14 protein-coding genes are annotated in these 18,100 nt (G+C 50.8%); 7 read left to right on the top strand and 7 right to left on the bottom strand.

Going from position 1 to position 18,100, the window contains the following annotated elements:
- Window positions 1–97: 97 nt before the first annotated feature.
- Entirely contained in the window at window positions 98–1,564 is a 1,467-nt protein-coding gene (guaB, locus tag OGY72_RS06875; protein WP_003037756.1) for an IMP dehydrogenase, read from the top strand.
- A gap of 63 nt (window positions 1,565–1,627) precedes the next feature.
- A complete protein-coding gene (guaA, locus tag OGY72_RS06880; RefSeq protein WP_048236381.1) occupies window positions 1,628–3,205 on the top strand; it encodes a glutamine-hydrolyzing GMP synthase in 1,578 nt (525 codons plus the stop codon).
- A 134-nt stretch (window positions 3,206–3,339) separates the two neighbouring features.
- Here the strand turns inward: guaA and mscS are convergent, their stop codons facing one another.
- Window positions 3,340–4,218, bottom strand: coding sequence for a small-conductance mechanosensitive channel MscS (gene mscS, locus OGY72_RS06885; protein WP_198579110.1), 879 nt, complete (start codon window positions 4,216–4,218; stop codon window positions 3,340–3,342).
- Between the two features lie 367 nt (window positions 4,219–4,585).
- Window positions 4,586–4,789, bottom strand: a complete 204-nt coding sequence (locus OGY72_RS06890; protein WP_286547470.1) for a YfgG family protein — start codon at window positions 4,787–4,789, stop codon at window positions 4,586–4,588.
- 350 nt (window positions 4,790–5,139) lie between these two features.
- On the opposite strand from OGY72_RS06890, the gene OGY72_RS06895 reads away from it, so the two are divergent.
- Window positions 5,140–7,410 carry a bifunctional diguanylate cyclase/phosphodiesterase gene (locus OGY72_RS06895; protein WP_286547472.1) on the top strand — a complete coding sequence of 757 codons (2,271 nt, stop codon included), beginning with the start codon at window positions 5,140–5,142 and terminating at the stop codon, window positions 7,408–7,410.
- On the opposite strand, the gene ppx is transcribed toward OGY72_RS06895, so the two are convergent.
- From ppx to purM, 4 genes are all read right to left on the bottom strand, one after another.
- Window positions 7,390–8,931: an exopolyphosphatase gene (gene ppx / locus OGY72_RS06900; RefSeq protein ID WP_003835121.1), complete on the bottom strand. Its 1,542-nt coding sequence runs from the start codon at window positions 8,929–8,931 to the stop codon at window positions 7,390–7,392. The two genes, OGY72_RS06895 and ppx, sit on opposite strands and share 21 nt — an antisense overlap.
- 4 nt (window positions 8,932–8,935) lie before the next feature.
- Window positions 8,936–11,002, bottom strand: a complete 2,067-nt coding sequence (gene ppk1 / locus OGY72_RS06905) for a polyphosphate kinase 1 (RefSeq protein WP_032944192.1) — start codon at window positions 11,000–11,002, stop codon at window positions 8,936–8,938.
- Between the two features lie 214 nt (window positions 11,003–11,216).
- Window positions 11,217–11,858: a phosphoribosylglycinamide formyltransferase gene (gene purN, locus OGY72_RS06910; RefSeq protein ID WP_003835118.1), complete on the bottom strand. Its 642-nt coding sequence runs from the start codon at window positions 11,856–11,858 to the stop codon at window positions 11,217–11,219.
- Window positions 11,855–12,892, bottom strand: a complete 1,038-nt coding sequence (purM, locus tag OGY72_RS06915) for a phosphoribosylformylglycinamidine cyclo-ligase (RefSeq protein ID WP_198579112.1) — start codon at window positions 12,890–12,892, stop codon at window positions 11,855–11,857. Before purM ends, purN begins: the two co-directional genes overlap by 4 nt.
- A 295-nt stretch (window positions 12,893–13,187) precedes the next feature.
- On the opposite strand from purM, the gene OGY72_RS06920 reads away from it, so the two are divergent.
- From OGY72_RS06920 to OGY72_RS06935, 4 genes are all read left to right on the top strand, one after another.
- Window positions 13,188–14,618, top strand: coding sequence for a 6-phospho-beta-glucosidase (locus OGY72_RS06920; protein ID WP_286547474.1), 1,431 nt, complete (start codon window positions 13,188–13,190; stop codon window positions 14,616–14,618).
- A 183-nt stretch (window positions 14,619–14,801) separates the two neighbouring features.
- Window positions 14,802–15,428, top strand: a complete 627-nt coding sequence (gene upp / locus OGY72_RS06925) for a uracil phosphoribosyltransferase (RefSeq protein ID WP_003835110.1) — start codon at window positions 14,802–14,804, stop codon at window positions 15,426–15,428.
- 96 nt (window positions 15,429–15,524) lie between these two features.
- On the top strand, window positions 15,525–16,814 hold the full coding sequence (uraA, locus tag OGY72_RS06930; RefSeq protein ID WP_003835107.1) for a uracil permease: 1,290 nt from the start codon (window positions 15,525–15,527) through the stop codon (window positions 16,812–16,814).
- 95 nt (window positions 16,815–16,909) lie between these two features.
- Window positions 16,910–17,611, top strand: coding sequence for a DnaA inactivator Hda (locus OGY72_RS06935; RefSeq protein ID WP_211924219.1), 702 nt, complete (start codon window positions 16,910–16,912; stop codon window positions 17,609–17,611).
- A 35-nt stretch (window positions 17,612–17,646) separates the two neighbouring features.
- Here OGY72_RS06935 and arsC read toward each other — a convergent pair whose 3' ends face one another.
- Window positions 17,647–18,006, bottom strand: coding sequence for an arsenate reductase (glutaredoxin) (gene arsC, locus OGY72_RS06940; protein ID WP_286547476.1), 360 nt, complete (start codon window positions 18,004–18,006; stop codon window positions 17,647–17,649).
- Window positions 18,007–18,100 lie beyond the last annotated feature (94 nt).

The raw sequence follows: 18,100 nt of genomic DNA on the forward strand, positions 1-18,100 counted from the left end.
GCGCAAGGTTTTTTTGCAAAAAAGTGTGGATGCAATCGGTTACGCTCTGTATAATGCCGCGGCAATATTTAATAACCTCCCAGGTGAGATATTGCCCATGCTACGTATCGCAAAAGAAGCCCTGACGTTTGACGACGTCCTCCTCGTTCCCGCTCATTCTACCGTTCTGCCGAATACTGCTGACCTCAGCACCCAGTTGACGAAAACCATTCGCCTGAACATTCCTATGCTCTCCGCAGCAATGGACACCGTGACGGAAGCGCGCCTGGCAATTGCCCTGGCCCAGGAAGGCGGCATCGGTTTTATCCACAAAAACATGTCCATCGAGCGCCAGGCTGAAGAAGTTCGCCGCGTGAAGAAACACGAATCTGGCGTGGTAACTGACCCTCAGACCGTACTGCCAACCACTACTCTGCGCGAAGTGAAAGAACTGACCGAGCGTAACGGCTTTGCTGGCTACCCGGTAGTGACTGAAGATAACGAACTGGTCGGCATCATCACCGGCCGTGACGTGCGTTTTGTGACTGACCTGAACCAGCCGGTTAGCGTATATATGACGCCAAAAGAGCGTCTGGTGACCGTTCGTGAAGGCGAAGCGCGCGATGTCGTTTTTGCCAAAATGCACGAAAAACGCGTTGAGAAAGCGCTGGTTGTTGATGACAGCTTCCACCTGCTCGGCATGATCACCGTAAAAGATTTCCAGAAAGCAGAACGTAAACCTAACGCCTGTAAAGACGAGCATGGTCGTCTGCGCGTTGGTGCAGCGGTAGGTGCTGGCGCAGGTAACGAAGAGCGTGTAGACGCGCTGGTTGCTGCTGGCGTAGACGTTCTGCTGATTGACTCCTCTCACGGCCACTCTGAAGGCGTTCTGCAGCGTATCCGTGAAACTCGCGCTAAATATCCTGACCTGCAGATCATCGGCGGTAACGTTGCTACGGGCGCAGGTGCTCGCGCACTGGCTGAAGCCGGCTGCAGCGCTGTTAAAGTGGGTATCGGCCCTGGCTCCATCTGTACCACCCGTATCGTGACCGGCGTCGGTGTTCCGCAGATCACTGCCGTTTCTGATGCCGTTGAAGCGCTGGAAGGCACCGGTATTCCGGTTATCGCCGACGGCGGTATTCGTTTCTCCGGCGACATCGCTAAAGCGATTGCTGCTGGTGCTGCCGCAGTGATGGTTGGCTCCATGCTGGCGGGTACTGAAGAATCCCCGGGCGAAATCGAACTGTACCAGGGCCGTTCTTACAAATCTTACCGCGGTATGGGTTCTCTGGGCGCGATGTCCAAAGGATCTTCTGACCGTTACTTCCAGAGCGATAACGCCGCTGACAAACTGGTCCCGGAAGGTATCGAAGGTCGCGTTGCCTATAAAGGTCGCCTGAAAGAGATCATTCACCAGCAGATGGGCGGCCTGCGCTCCTGTATGGGTCTGACCGGCTGTGGTACTATCGACGCGCTGCGAACGAAAGCAGAGTTTGTACGCATCAGCGGTGCGGGTATTCAGGAAAGTCACGTTCACGATGTGACCATCACCAAAGAGTCCCCTAACTACCGCATGGGCTCCTGATAAGTTTCCGCGCCCGGCTATATGCCGGGCGAATTTGTTTCACTTGCCTCGGAATTAGCGTCAATGACAGACAATATTCATAAACATCGCATTCTCATCCTCGATTTCGGCTCGCAGTACACTCAACTGGTTGCACGTCGCGTACGTGAACTGGGCGTCTACTGTGAACTGTGGGCATGGGATGTTACGGAAGCACAAATTCGCGAATTCAACCCAAGCGGTATCATTCTTTCTGGTGGTCCGGAAAGTACCACCGAAGAAAACAGCCCGCGTGCGCCGGAATACGTTTTCAATGCGGGCGTGCCGGTGTTCGGCGTGTGCTACGGCATGCAGACCATGGCAATGCAGCTCGGTGGTCATGTTGAAGGTTCTAACGAACGTGAATTCGGCTATGCGCAGGTTGAAGTTCAGACCGACAGCGCGCTTGTCCGCGGTATTGAAGACTCCCTGACCGCAGACGGCAAACCGTTGCTGGACGTGTGGATGAGCCACGGCGACAAAGTGACCGCCATTCCGGAAGGTTTCGTGACCGTTGCCAGCACCGACAGCTGCCCGTTCGCTATCATGGCGCACGAAGAAAAACGCTTCTACGGCGTGCAGTTCCACCCGGAAGTTACCCACACCCGTCAGGGTATGCGCATGCTGGAGCGTTTTGTGCGCGACATCTGCCAGTGTGAAGCGCTGTGGACGCCGGCAAAAATTATCGATGACGCCGTTGCCCGCATTCGTGAGCAGGTTGGCAATGATAAAGTTATCCTCGGCCTGTCCGGCGGCGTTGACTCCTCCGTGACCGCGATGCTGCTGCACCGTGCTATTGGCAAAAACCTGACCTGCGTGTTCGTTGACAACGGTCTGCTGCGTCTCAACGAAGCTCAGCAGGTGATGGATATGTTCGGCGACCACTTCGGCCTGAACATCGTTCACGTGGAAGGCGAAAAACGTTTCCTGGACGCGCTGAAAGGCGAGAGCGATCCAGAAGCTAAACGTAAAATCATCGGCCGCGTATTCGTGGAAGTATTCGATGAAGAAGCGCTGAAGCTGGAAGACGTTAAGTGGCTGGCGCAGGGCACCATCTACCCGGACGTGATCGAATCCGCGGCATCTGCCACGGGTAAAGCGCACGTTATCAAATCTCACCACAACGTGGGCGGTTTGCCGAAAGAGATGAAGATGGGGCTGGTTGAGCCGCTGCGTGAGCTGTTCAAAGACGAAGTGCGTAAGATTGGTCTGGAGCTGGGCCTGCCGTACGATATGCTGTACCGTCACCCGTTCCCGGGACCGGGTCTGGGCGTACGTGTGCTTGGCGAGGTGAAGAAAGAGTACTGCGACCTGCTGCGTCGTGCGGATGCTATCTTCATTGAAGAACTGCACAAAGCTGACCTGTACAACAAGGTAAGCCAGGCATTTACCGTGTTCCTGCCGGTACGTTCCGTTGGCGTGATGGGCGATGGCCGCAAGTACGACTGGGTTGTTTCCCTGCGTGCGGTTGAAACCATCGACTTTATGACCGCGCACTGGGCACACCTGCCGTATGACTTCTTAGGCCGCGTATCCAACCGCATTATCAACGAAGTGAACGGTATTTCCCGTGTCGTATATGACATCAGCGGTAAGCCGCCGGCTACCATTGAGTGGGAATAATATCCCTTTCCGTTAGCGGTTTTTGAACCGGTAATATGTAAAAAACCCTCTGTTTACAGAGGGTTTTTTTATTGCACGCATTTCAGCAAATACTTCAGTAAATACTTCTGGCGTATGTTCTGTCGGATAGTACGCTAATCGACCAGTTGCAGTTGAGGCTGATGCTGAGGTGCGACATTCTGAATACGCACATCCATCTGTGGATAGGGCAGGTCAATATGGTTGGCGTCCAGCGCCTCTTTAATGTTTTCCAGCAGATCGTAATAGGTGTTCCAGTACTCGATGTTGGGCACCCATACGCGCACGTAAAAATTCAACGCTGAAGCGCCCAGTTCGCCCAGACGAACGGTTACTCCACGTTGCTTATCGATGCGACTGTCCTGCTCGATGATATGGTTAATCACGCGCTTAACGTCTGCTATTCGGCTCTGGTAGCCTACACCAATTACCAGATCGATACGGCGAAAAGGGTGACGGGAATAGTTAATGATGTTGTCAGCGATGATCTTACCATTTGGAATCACAACTTCTTTGCTGTCGGCGGTGAGCAGGGTAGTGGAGAAAATGTGCACCTTTTCCACTGTTCCGGTGACTGCACCAATCTGTACCACTTCCCCGGCGCGAAAGGGCCGCAGAGAAACCAGTAATACACCAGCGGCAAAGTTGGAAAGCGAGCCTTGTAGCGCGAGGCCAATAGCGAGTCCGGCGGCACCGATGACGGCAATAATGGAGGATGTTTCAATACCGATGCGGCCCAACGCAGCGACGACGAAAAAAGCGAGGGTGATGTAACGTACCAGCGCGGTGAAGAACTGAATGATGGTTCTGTCGACTTTACGTTTAAGCAGTAACTTTTCCAGCCCACGAGAGAGCAGGCGAGCGATAAATTTACCGACAAACAATAAGATCACGGCGGCAACGATATTCCAGCCGAATTGAATGACTGCATCGCTGTGCCCGGAGATCCACTCAAGACCGCTTCTTATTTTCGGGAATAATAAAAAACCACTCATGGTATTACCCTATTTCATTTAAAATGATAACAATTCAAATAACTATTTAATTTCATGCGAAATATAAATATTTTCGTCAGTGATATTTGCTGATGATATTAATTAGCATTTATTTGAGCACTGTTTGTCTTTTTTATGTTCGTTAAACCGGAACGTAAAAAAATCAGCGCGAATGGTGCGGTGAAGTGGGATGAAAAGATTGTGTATTTGTGCGAAAAATACGGCCGATTATCCGATAATTCAGCGAGAGTGGTAGGGGACGTGTGTTAAGTTTCATCACTCAAATCCCTTACCGGATGGTTAAATGCCAGGCGATTAGCCATCCGGTAAGGAATCTTAATGCTGGGGATATCACAGGCGCGAGCGATCAATGTACGTCGGTTTGTGCAGGAGATGTCTGTTGCGGCTGAGTAGTCTGCTGAGATTCTTTTTTGTCCTGGTGGTGATGCCACGCACCAATGGCGGAGTAGACGAAGCGTCCGAAGAAGAAGAGAAAGCTGATAAGCAGTACGATCCGGATCATGCGACTGTTAAATCGGTGTCGTTTGCGTAGGCTGGTAACCTGGCTCACAAAAGGTTCCTTGTAGTGTACCCAACTGAGGGCGATACTCACATTAAGGCACATTGGGAGGGAATGGTCAATTCTTCCTTATGTAAAATTGCTTCAGTTGTTTTATCTTCTTATGTTATGGAAATTAATATTATTATTTGCATGAATAATGTATTAACGATAAAAAATAATGAAAAGAGTAATAATTGATGAATGAGGGCTATTTTTTTTGATATGTATCAAACATCACACTTTGTTGACAACTAAAATCGATGAATCATTGTGATGTATTTTATTCTATCGTTTTAAGGTCAGGTGGGATGCCTGTCTGAATACCCACTACAGGATGTGCGGGATTCTACTGAGCATCTATGAAACTCAATAAAAATTATATTGGTATTAGAGACAGATGGTGGGCATTACCTCTCATCTTACCTTCTTTGTTGTTGCCTGTATTGAGCACTGCTACTACCTACGCCCATATTAGTACGGGGACCGTAATTCTTTTCTATCTGCCTTTAGCGCTGATGATTAGCCTGATGCTTTTTTTTGGCTGGGCGGCATTGCCAGGAATTATCATTTCCATTATCTGGTACAAATATCCGCAGGTCGGGTTATTTGAAACACTTTCAATAATTTCGCACTTTATAGTTACGATCGTGCTTAGCTGGGGAGGATATAAAGTATTTGCTCCCCGACGAAACAATGTTTCCCACGGCGACTCTCACCTGCTGTTTCAGCGTATGTTCTGGCAGGTCTTCTGCCCGGCTACGCTGTTTCTGATACTCTTTCAGTTTGCCGCATTTGTGGGTGTTTATGAAAGCAAATCTGGCATGGTGGGCGTTATGCCCTTCAATACAGGCACATTGATCAACTATCAGTCCATACTCGCAGGGAATCTTGTAGGTGTGCCGCTGTGTTATTTCATCATTCGAACAATTCGCAACCCCTTGCATCTGAGAGGCTATTTTTCTCAGTTAAAGCAGCAGTTTGATACCAAAGTGACTAAAACAGAGTTTGCGGTCTGGTTGATTATATTGACTGTGCTAATGGCAATGTTGTGTATGCCGCTCAATGAACAAAGCTCAATATTCAGCACGAATTATACATTGTCACTGTTACTGCCTGTCATGCTGTGGGGGGCAATGCGTTACGGGTATAAATTTATTTCGTTGATATGGGCGGTCGTACTTATTACCGCAATTCATTATTATCAGCGCTATATGCCATGGTATTCGGGTTACGATACGCAGCTTGCCATTACCTCATCAAGTTATCTGGTTTTTTCTTTCATTGTGAATTTCATTGCCGTACTGGCAACACGTCAACGGTTTGTTACCCGGCGCAACCATCGCCTGGCCTTCTTTGACCCTATGGTGCATATTCCGAATTTGCGCGCTTTGAACCGGGATTTGAAAAACTCGCCATGGTCAGTGCTTTGCTTTTTGGGTGTCCCGGGCATGGAACTGCTGGTAAAAAATTACGGCATTATGCTGCGTATCCAGTACAAGCAAAAACTGGCTCAGTGGATAACGCCGCTGCTTGAACAGGATGAGCATGTCTATCAATTATCGGGTAATGATTTAATCCTGCGTTTTAACACTGAGCAACACCAGGAACGCATTGAAGCACTGGACAGGCATATCAAGCAGTTTCGTTTTGTCTGGGACGGTATGCCTTTGCAACCGCAGGTTGGGATCAGCTTTTGCTATGTCCGTTCTCCTGTTAACCATATCTATTTGTTGCTGGGAGAGTTAAGTACCATTGCCGAATTATCGCTGGCAACCAATTCACCAGAGAATTTGCAGCGGCGTGGTGTGATGCACCTGCAACGTGACCTGAAAGATAAAGTTGCGATGATGAACCGTATTCAGCAGGCGCTGGAGAACAATCGCTTTTTCCTGAAGGCGCAGCCGATTTTTGGCGTACGTGGCGACGTTTATCACGAAATCCTGCTGCGGCTTGAGGGGGATGACGGTGAAACTATCGCCCCTGATAGCTTCTTGCCGGTAGCCCATGAGTTTGGTTTGTCCTCCCGTATCGATCTGTGGGTGATTGAAAATACGCTGAAATTTATGGCGCAGAATCGGGAAAAAATGCCCGCCCACCGGTTTGCTATCAACTTATCACCCACCTCAGTATGTCGCGCGCGACTTCCTAATGACATCAATCAGTTACTGAATAAGTACAAGGTTGAAGCATGGCAACTTATCTTTGAAGTGACGGAAAGCAATGCCTTGACCAATGCGGAACAGGCACAGGCAACGTTGCTGCAACTGCAATCACTGGGCTGTCAGATTGCGATTGATGATTTTGGTACTGGATATGCCAGCTATGCGCGGCTGAAAAATGTGAATGCCGATATCCTGAAAATTGACGGTAGCTTTATTCGCAATATTGTTTCGAACAGCCTCGACTACCAAATCGTGGCCTCTATTTGCCATCTGGCGCGGATGAAAAGAATGCTGGTGGTTGCGGAGTACGTCGAAAGCGAGGAAATACGCAGTGCGGTGATTTCGCTGGGGATTGATTACATGCAGGGGTATCTGATTGGTGAGCCACTGCCGTTGAACGAAACCTTGGAAAAACAGGTGCCAGATGAACTGACACCTGCTGAGATCTTATGCGGCGATATCGGGTGAGCTCTCTTCTTCAATTTTGAGTCGCCAGCCTGTTACGGCTTCCCAGTATTGCTGCTCTTTCTCCAGATCGAGCAGCACCAGCGCATTTTGGCTAAACCAGTCATGCGGGAAGCGTAAGGTCCAGTGGCTGTCGTCGGTTATCAGGGTCAAAGTCGGCGGCGTGGTGGTCGCCTGACGCTGATTATTCAATAGCACGCCTAGGCGCAGCAGCTGAATTAACGGCAGAAACTGTTTCTTCTTAAACAGCGTAAAGCGGGGCAAGTCGTCGAGCTTAATCGCTTTGCGATGATAACGAACTAATGTTGCCATCATCAGCTGTTGTTCCTGATTGAAACCAGGTAGATCGCTGTTTTGTAAGATATACGCAGAGTGGCGATGCAGACCGCTGTGGTTGATGTTCAGCCCAACCTCATGCAGCATTGCTGCCCAACGCAGTAACGCTTCCAGTTGGGGATTGGCCAGCTTTGGCTGCTGCGTATGCCACTGGTCGTACATTTGCATCGTCGTTTCCAGTACGCGCCGGGCCTGTTCGCTGTCAATGTTGTACTGGTTTGCCAGGCTGCTGGCGGTACGGCTACGAACGTCCTGGTGGCGAAAACGGCCTTCCATCTCGTACAGCACGCCTTCACGTAACGCACCATCAGAAAGGCGAAGTTCGCGAATAGCTAACGCGTCAAAAACGCCGCACAGAATCGCGAGTCCGGGTACAAACACTGCTTTTCTTTCTTCTGACAACCCCGGCAAGCTGAGCGCATCAAATGACGCGTGCTTCAGCACTTCAGATGTCAGCTTGTCCAGACGTTCGGGGGTGATAAAACCGTCTTTTTCACCCATCTCCAGCAGCACTTCATGGGCTGCTTTAATGGTGCCCGATGCGCCCAGCGCAACGTTCCAGCCCTGAATGCGAAACTGCCAGGTTAAGGTTTCGAGCTTTTGCGCAGCCGCCATGCGGGCACGCTGGAAATTTTCACGGTTAATTACACCGCCTGGGAAATACATCTGAGCAAAACTGACGCAGCCCATGCGGCGGCTTTCGACCAGTTTAGGCTCGAAATCCTCGCCGATCACTAATTCGGTTGAGCCGCCGCCGATATCGATAACCAGCTTGCGACCTTTTTCCGGCTGCGTATGTTCAACGCCCATAAAGATCAATCGGGCTTCTTCGTTGCCGGAAATAATCTCAATTGGGTAGGGGATGACTTTTTCCGCTCGCTTGAGAAAATCAGTCGCATTCAGTGCCTGACGCAAAGTATGGGTTCCCACGATACATACGCTTGATGGAGGAAACCCCTGCAAACGTTCGGCGAACAGTGATAAACAGCTTAGCCCGCGCTCCATGGCCTCTTCGCTCAGCTTGTTATCTTCGCCGAGGCCATCCGCCAGATGTACGCGTTGTTTCAGTCGCCCAATAATTTGCATTGCGCCATCGACCACACGGGCAATGACCATATGGAAACTGTTTGAACCAAGGTCGACCGCAGCAAATTCCTGCGGTCGTGGAGTCTTGTCGTGTATTGGCATATCTTTAGTCAGGTTGCTCGAGTGATTTGATGTAATCGTAAATCGCCAATTGTGACTGAACCTTACGGCGGTTTCCGCGCGGTACGTAGCGATTACTCAGTTCTTTATCAATAAAGCGGGCTTTCACCGTGTCGCTGAACAGGATATCGATAATATCCAGCACGCGTTGCTTAAGGCGCGGGTCAAGAAGCGGTGTGGCAACTTCGATACGATAGTCGATGTTTCTTGTCATCCAGTCAGCGGAGGAGAGATACACCTGCTTGTCACCCCCGTTCTCGAAGATATAGACCCGGTCATGTTCAAGATAGCGATCAACGATGCTGATAACGCGAATATTGTCGCTGATACCTTCCAGATTCGGGATGAGCGAGCACATTCCGCGAATCAACAAATTGACCGGCACGCCTGAACTTGAGGCCGCATAGAGGCGGTCAACCAGACCTTTATCGACCAGGTTATTCAGTTTTAGCGTAATGCCGGAAGGCAGTCCTTGCTGCGCGTTGGCGATTTCTTTGTCGATCATTGCGTACAGCAGACGGCGTGAGTTCTGCGGGGAAACCAGCAGATAATCGAACGTCACCGGGCGATACGGATTCTCGATGAAGTTAAACACCCGACGCACTTCGTTGGTAATGCGCGAATCTGCGGTCAGCAATGAGTAGTCGGTATACAGGCGTGCCGTTTTTTCGTTGAAGTTCCCCGTCCCGATATGCGCATAGCGCACGACTTCATCACCTTCTTTACGCGAGATAAGGAACAGTTTGGCGTGAATTTTCAGGCCTGGCGCGGAGAAGATGACGTGAACGCCTGCTTCGGTTAGACGCTTGGCCCAATGGATGTTGGCTTCTTCATCGAAGCGGGCCTGCAATTCCACCACCACGGTAACTTTCTTACCGTTGTGCGCGGCATGGATCATTGAATCAATAATGCGTGAATCTTTTGCCACACGGTAGATGTTGATCTTTATAGCCAGCACGCTCGGGTCGAAAGAGGCCTGGCGCAGCAGTTCAAGAACGTGCTCAAAGGTGTGATAGGGGTAATACAGCAGCACGTCGCGTTCACGAACGGCGTCAAAGCCGTTACGAAACTTCTCATTGTCGAACCAGATATGGCGCAGACGCGGCAGCGGTTTGTTCACCAGGTTAGCTTTGCCAACGTTAGGGAAGTTAATAAAGTCTTTGAAGTTATGATAACGCCCGCCGGGAACAATCGAGTCATAGCGAGAAATTGTCAGTTTTTCACGCAGTACTTCGACCAGCGCATTGGGCATGTCTCGCTGATAGACAAAACGTACAGGTTCTGCGGTCAGACGCTGTTTCAGGCTGGATGACATCAGCTCCATCAGGCTCGATTCCATCTCATGCACCAAATCGTATTCGGCGTCACGGGTCATTTTCATCGAATAGGCGTTCAGTGCGTCGTAGTCAAAGAACCCTTTGAAAATGTCGTCAAGGCAGTAACGTAAGATGTTGTCCAGCAGGATCATCGGTTTGCGACGGCGCGGGGTTTCCGGCGGCAGATTCACAAAACGGGGAACCTTGTCGGAAGGGATTTCCAGCAGCGCGTAGCGGATCGTATCACCACGGATAATTTCTACCGCCAGATAGGTGTAGTCATCTTTCAAAAACTGGACTAAATCCGTCTCGCGGTTAATCAGGATCGGCGTGATGTGCTGGCGAAGATATTGCTTGAAGTAATGACGCAACCAGCTTTGCTGATTGACCGACAACTGGCGTTCGTTGATTAAGAAAATCTGATTGCGCGCCATTTCCAACAGCAACTCGTTGTACAGGCCGTCAAATTCCTGATCGGCTTTTAATACGCGGGCCTGGATTTTGCCTAACAAATGGCGGGAGTGAGAGTTTGAACCCTGTTCTTCGCTAATAATGATTCGGCGCTTCAGTTCGGCAAAACGAACCTTATAAAACTCGTCGAGATTATTGGAATAGATGCCTAAGAAACGCATCCGTTCGATCAACGGGTTTGACTTATCAGCAGCTTCCTGGAGTACACGTTCGTTGAACGCTAACCAGCTGAGTTCTTTCTCGATGTATAGCTTTTCCTGACCCATTACCACTTTTACTCCGTTTCATTCACGGGACACTACCGATTTATTATGGCGAGCATTGCTCTCAGATGTCCAACTGTGCCAGAAAAATATGACAATAAACCGTCTGATAGCAAAGAGAAAGGGGGAGCGTAGATGAATACCGGTAGTATTAACCGGAAAAGGTAGTTATGCCTGTAGACCGGATGGTGAGATCCGGCTTACAGGTTGAATTTTATTATTCGTCGGCGGCGTAGCCTTGTGGCGGCAGACGAACGCCGTCCAGCCATGCAGCGTTATCACGCATCTTCAGGCGACCATCGGTAAACCAGCTTACCACCAGTGGGTAAATGGTATGCTCCTGAGCCTGGACTCGTGCCGTGACATCATCTTCGCTGTCGCCTTCAAATACCGGAACCTTGGCCTGGAGAATAACCGGTCCGCCGTCCAGTTCATCGGTGACGAAGTGGACGGAGGTGCCATGTTCTTCATCGCCGTTTTCCAGAACCTGACGGTGCGTGTGCAGGCCGGGATATTTCGGCAATAAAGACGGGTGGATATTCAGCAATCGTTCAGCATAGTGAGCGACAAACGCCGGGCTGAGGATGCGCATATAACCGGCCAGCACCACGACATCGGGTGCATAGGCGTCAATCTCTTGAATCAGTTGGCGGTCGAATGCTTCGCGACTGGCAAACTGGGCGGCTTCCAGCGAGTGCGCCGGAATATTCGCTTCGCGTGCGCGTTCAAGGCCGAACGCATCGGCCTTGTTACTGAATACTGCACGTATGGTGCCATTGATTTTTTTCTGTTCGCAGGCGTCGATTATCGCCTGCAAATTGCTTCCGTTGCCGGAAATGAGCACCACAATGTTTTTCATTCAATGACCACACGCTGTTCGGAATCAGAAGCTTTGATGATACCGATTTTCCATGCGTTTTCACCTTTCTCATTGAGCAAAGCAAGGGCTTTGTCCACTTCCGGAGCTGGCAGGGCGATAACCATACCTACGCCGCAGTTAAAGGTGCGATACATCTCATGCTGGCTGACATTACCCGCCGTTTGCAGCCAGTTGAAGACGGCTGGCCACTGCCATGAAGACTCGTCGATCACGGCCTGCGTATTGTCTGGCAGAACGCGTGGAATATTTTCCCAGAAGCCGCCGCCGGTCAGGTGGGCAATGGCGTGCACATCAACCTTCTCGATCAGTTCCAGAATGGATTTCACGTAAATGCGGGTAGGGGCCAGTAAGTGATCGGCCAGCGGCTTGCCTTCAAGCTCGGTGGTTTCTGGGTCACAACCGCTGACTTCTACAATTTTACGCACCAGAGAGTAACCGTTGGAGTGCGGGCCGCTGGAGCCGAGCGCAACCAGTACGTCACCGTCAGCCACTTTTGAACCGTCGATAATCTCTGATTTTTCGACGACGCCAACGCAGAAACCTGCCACGTCGTAATCTTCGCCGTGGTACATCCCCGGCATTTCAGCTGTTTCCCCACCGACCAGCGCACAGCCAGACTGCAGGCAGCCTTCGGCAATCCCGTTAATGACGCTGGCTGCGGTGTCCACATCCAGTTTGCCGGTCGCATAGTAGTCGAGGAAGAACAGCGGCTCAGCGCCCTGAACCACGAGGTCGTTGACGCACATTGCGACGAGGTCAATGCCGATAGTGTCGTGGCGTTTCAGATCCATCGCCAGACGCAGTTTTGTACCAACGCCATCAGTGCCGGAAACCAGTACCGGTTCACGATATTTTTGCGGCAATGCGCACAGCGCACCGAAGCCACCCAGACCACCCATAACTTCCGGACGACGCGTTTTCTTTACTACGCCTTTGATTCGATCAACCAGAGCATTACCTGCATCAATATCAACACCGGCATCTTTGTAGCTAAGAGAGGTTTTATCGGTCACTGCCTGCTTCCCCACATGTTTACTTGCAGTAAAAGTTAAATTCGGCGCAATTCTAACAGGGAAAGCAAACGTTTGCGAGCCTGCTCTGCATCAAGTTTTATCTGCTGGTTTTTTCAGCATTTTACAATCATTTATCTATTTGTTTGAGCTGCGCCACGAAAATGAAACCGGGTACAGTCTTGTGCTTGAATCCTGTTAGCCGAATGCACAGTATCTTACTGAAACCGGTTTCTGTTTTCTGTTGCGGACCTCATCAACAGCGTTTTGCGCAGAGTCATCACGATAGGGGAAGGGTATGTCAGGATTTAAAGCAGAATTCATGTGGGGTGGTGCTGTCGCGGCTCATCAACTGGAAGGTGGCTGGCAGGAGGGCGGAAAAGGCGTCAGCGTTGCTGATGTCATGACCGCGGGAGCGCATGGTGTGGCGCGTGAAATTACCGACGGTGTGATTGCCGGTAAAAATTACCCTAACCACGAGGCCATCGATTTTTATCATCGCTATAAAGACGACATAAAGCTGTTTGCCGAAATGGGGTTTAAATGCTTTCGCACCTCTATTGCCTGGACACGTATTTTCCCCTTAGGCGATGAAGAACAACCCAATGAGGCTGGCCTACAGTTCTATGATGACCTGTTTGACGAATGCCTGAAATATGGCATTGAGCCGGTGATTACGCTGTCGCATTTTGAGATGCCTTACCATCTGGTGATGGAGTACGGCGGCTGGCGCAACCGCAAGCTTATCGATTTCTTTGTCCGTTTTGCCAGGATGGTATTCACTCGTTACCAGCACAAAGTGAAGTACTGGATGACGTTTAATGAGATTAACAACCAGGCAAATTATCACGAAGATTTCGCGCCCTTTACTAACTCAGGTCTGAAATACCAGCCCGGCGAAGACCGCGAGCCGGTCATGTACCAGGCGGCGCACTATGAGCTGGTGGCAAGCGCGCTGGCGGTAAAGGTCGCGCGTGAGATTAACCCGGAATTACAGATAGGGTGCATGATTGCCATGTGTCCTATCTATCCGCTGACCTGCGCGCCAGACGATATGATGATGGCGATGAATGCCATGCACCGGCGTTACTGGTTTACTGACGTCCATGTGCGCGGCAAATACCCGCAGCATCTTCTCAACTACTTTGCCCGTCGTGGCTTTGAACTGGATATCACCGAGGAAGACCGTCAGGCGCTGACCGAGGGCTGCGTTGATTACATCGGCTTTAGCTATTATATGTCTTTCGCAACCCAGGCAACGGCGGACAACCCACAGCTGGATTACGACGAGTCGAAAAGCCTGGTTTCCAACCCGTACGTGCAGAAATCGGACTGGGGCTGGCAGATTGATCCGGTTGGCCTGCGTTATTCACTGAACTGGTTCTGGGATCATTATCAGCTGCCACTATTTATTGTGGAGAATGGATTTGGCGCCATTGATGTGCGCGAGGACGATGGTACAGTTAACGACCAGTACCGTATCGACTACCTTGCCGCCCACATACGTGAGATGAAAAAGGCGGTGGTGGAAGATGGCGTGGATCTGATGGGATATACCCCGTGGGGCTGCATTGATTTAGTCTCGGCCGGGACGGGAGAGATGAAAAAACGCTACGGGTTTATCTATGTCGATAAAAATAATGATGGTAGCGGGACATTAACGCGCTCGCCTAAAAAATCTTTTTCGTGGTATCAAAAAGTCATCCAGACCAATGCTGAATATCTTTAAAATTCATGGTATTGACAGCAAGCCCCGCCATCAGTGCGGGGCTTGTTTTATACTCATCATTCAGACGCAAATGACTTTGGTTGATCCATATCAAGCGTATGCAGTGTTGCGCCAGAGAGGAAAAGCGGTATAATCCGGCGATTTTTTTTGTGGTTGCCATTCGTCTGAGGAAAGGAGAAGAGTATGAAGATCGTGGAAGTCAAACACCCACTCGTCAAACACAAGCTGGGACTGATGCGTGAAAACGACATCAGCACTAAACGCTTTCGTGAACTCGCCTCGGAAGTTGGCAGCCTGCTGACTTATGAAGCAACCGCTGGTCTGGAAACCGAAAAGGTGACCATTGAAGGCTGGAACGGTCCAGTTGAAGTTGACCAAATCAAAGGCAAAAAAATCACCGTTGTGCCTATCCTGCGTGCGGGCCTGGGCATGATGGAAGGTGTTCTGGAAAACGTTCCGAGCGCGCGTATCAGCGTTGTTGGTATGTACCGTAACGAAGAGACGCTGGAGCCGGTTCCGTATTTCCAGAAGCTGGTTTCTAACATCGATGAGCGTATGGCGCTGATCGTTGACCCAATGCTGGCAACCGGCGGCTCTGTTATCGCCACTATCGATCTGCTGAAAAATGCAGGCTGCACCAGCATTAAAGTGCTGGTCCTGGTTGCGGCACCGGAAGGTATCGCGGCACTGGAAAAAGCGCACCCGGATGTGGAGCTGTACACCGCTTCCATCGATCAGGGACTGAACGAGCACGGATACATTATTCCGGGGCTCGGCGATGCCGGCGATAAGATTTTTGGTACTAAGTAAACGAATAAGTGAAAAGAAGCCGACTTTAAGAGTCGGCTTTTTTTTGAATAAAACAACCCAATGGCTAATAACAAACAACACTCAGAGGAAAACACTATGACGCGCCGTGCTATCGGGGTGAGTGAAAGACCGCCGCTTTTACAGACAATCCCGCTTAGTTTGCAACACCTGTTCGCCATGTTTGGCGCAACGGTACTGGTGCCAGTCCTGTTCCACATCAACCCGGCTACCGTTCTGCTGTTTAACGGCATTGGTACGTTGCTGTATCTCTTTATTTGTAAGGGTAAAATTCCCGCATATCTGGGTTCCAGCTTTGCCTTTATTTCCCCGGTACTGCTGCTGCTGCCGTTAGGGTATGAAGTGGCGCTGGGCGGTTTCATTATGTGTGGCGTCCTGTTCTGCCTGGTTTCTTTCATTGTTAAGAAGGCAGGAACCGGCTGGCTGGATGTCATGTTCCCGCCTGCGGCGATGGGCGCAATCGTTGCAGTCATCGGTCTGGAGCTGGCTGGCGTTGCTGCGGGTATGGCGGGGTTACTGCCTGCTGAGGGGCAATTACCGGATTCAAAAACCATCATCATTTCTATGGTAACGCTGGCGGTAACGGTCTTTGGTTCCGTATTGTTCCGCGGTTTTATGGCGATTATCCCGATTCTGATCGGGGTGCTGGCCGGTTATGCGCTCTCCTTCGTGATGGGCGTTGTGGACACTACGCCGATTGCGCAGGCCCACTGGTTCGCGCTGCCGACGTTTTACACGCCGCGTTTTGAATGGGTTGCCATTCTGACCATCCTGCCAGCAGCGCTGGTGGTCATCGCTGAACACGTCGGGCACCTGGTGGTAACGGCAAATATCGTGAAAAAAGATTTGATTCGCGATCCTGGCCTGCATCGTTCTATGTTTGCCAACGGTCTGTCTACGGTAATCTCTGGTTTCTTCGGCTCTACGCCGAACACCACGTACGGCGAAAACATCGGCGTAATGGCGATCACCCGCGTTTACAGTACCTGGGTTATCGGCGGTGCGGCAATTTTCGCCATTCTGCTCTCCTGCGTGGGTAAACTGGCTGCAGCGATCCAAATCATTCCACTGCCGGTTATGGGCGGCGTATCGCTGCTGCTGTACGGTGTGATTGGTGCTTCTGGTATTCGCGTACTGATCGAGTCGAAGGTTGACTATAACAAGGCGCAGAACCTGATCCTGACCTCGGTTATTTTGATCATCGGCGTAAGTGGCGCGAAAGTTCACATCGGTGCCGCAGAGCTGAAAGGCATGGCGCTGGCGACCATCGTTGGTGTCTGTCTGAGCCTGATTTTCAAAGTTATCAGCCTGCTGCGTCCGGAAGAAGTTGTGCTTGACGCGAAAGATGCAGACAGTCCGCAACAGTAAATCTCTGACCGGGCGGCAGCGCTGCCCGGTTCTATCGCGACGTATTTCTGTGTTAAACTCAACGCGATTTTATGAAATCCTGGGTTGAGGTATCTCTGAACACACCGGCACAGCTCTCTTTGCCACTTTATCTTCCTGACGACGAAACTTTCGCAAGTTTCTGGCCGGGGGATAACTCCTCTTTACTGGCTGCACTGCAAAACGTGCTGCGTCAGGAACATAGCGGGTATATTTATCTCTGGTCGCGTGAAGGCGCTGGCCGTAGTCATTTGCTGCATGCAGCCTGTGCGGAACTCTCCGCGCGCGGCGATGCGGTAGGCTACGTGCCGCTCGACAAACGCACCTGGTTCGTCCCCGAGGTGCTCGACGGGATGGAGCATTTATCGCTGGTTTGCATTGATAACATCGAATGTGTGGCCGGTGATTCGCTGTGGGAAATGGCGATCTTTGATCTCTACAACCGTATCCTGGAGTCGGGGAAAACGCGCTTGCTGATCACCGGCGATCGTCCGCCAAGACAGCTGAATCTGGGGTTGCCGGATCTCGCCTCACGCCTGGACTGGGGGCAAATCTACAAGCTACAACCGCTTTCCGATGAAGATAAGCTGCAGGCGTTGCAATTACGCGCCAGACTTCGTGGATTTGAACTGCCGGAAGATGTGGGACGTTTTCTGCTGAAGCGTCTGGATCGTGAAATGCGAACGCTGTTTATGACGTTGGATCAGTTAGATCATGCGTCGATCACCGCCCAGCGTAAGCTGACCATTCCGTTCGTAAAAGAAATTCTGAAGCTGTAAGCGCCGCAGCCGAGAAGACTGCGGCAGGTTGCAGGTTAACCGACGATTTCCAGTACCTGCTCAGGCGGGCGTCCAATTCGAGCCTGACCTTTGGCAACCACAATCGGGCGCTCCATCAGTTTCGGGTTTTCCACCATTGCCTGAATCAGCACATCTTCACTCAGATTTTTGTCCGCCAGGTTAAGCGATTTATAGAGATCCTCTTTCTGGCGCATCAGTTCACGCGCGCTGGACATACCGAGCATTTGCAGCAGTTCACGCAGGGTTGCTGCATCAGTCGGCGTTTCCAGATACAACATCACTTCCGGGTCCACGCCGTTGGACTTCAGTAATTCCAGCGTTTCACGGCTCTTGGAGCAGCGTGGGTTATGGTAGATTTTAATCGCGTCTGACATGACTTCTCCTTGCATAACAATACTGCCGGATGGCGGCCAAAAGACCTTATCCGGCCTACATATTGCGTCTGACGTAGGCCGGATAAGACGCTAC

Origin of the sequence: Citrobacter sp. Cpo221 (assembly GCF_030332345.1) — a bacterium.
Lineage (GTDB): Bacteria > Pseudomonadota > Gammaproteobacteria > Enterobacterales > Enterobacteriaceae > Citrobacter > Citrobacter portucalensis.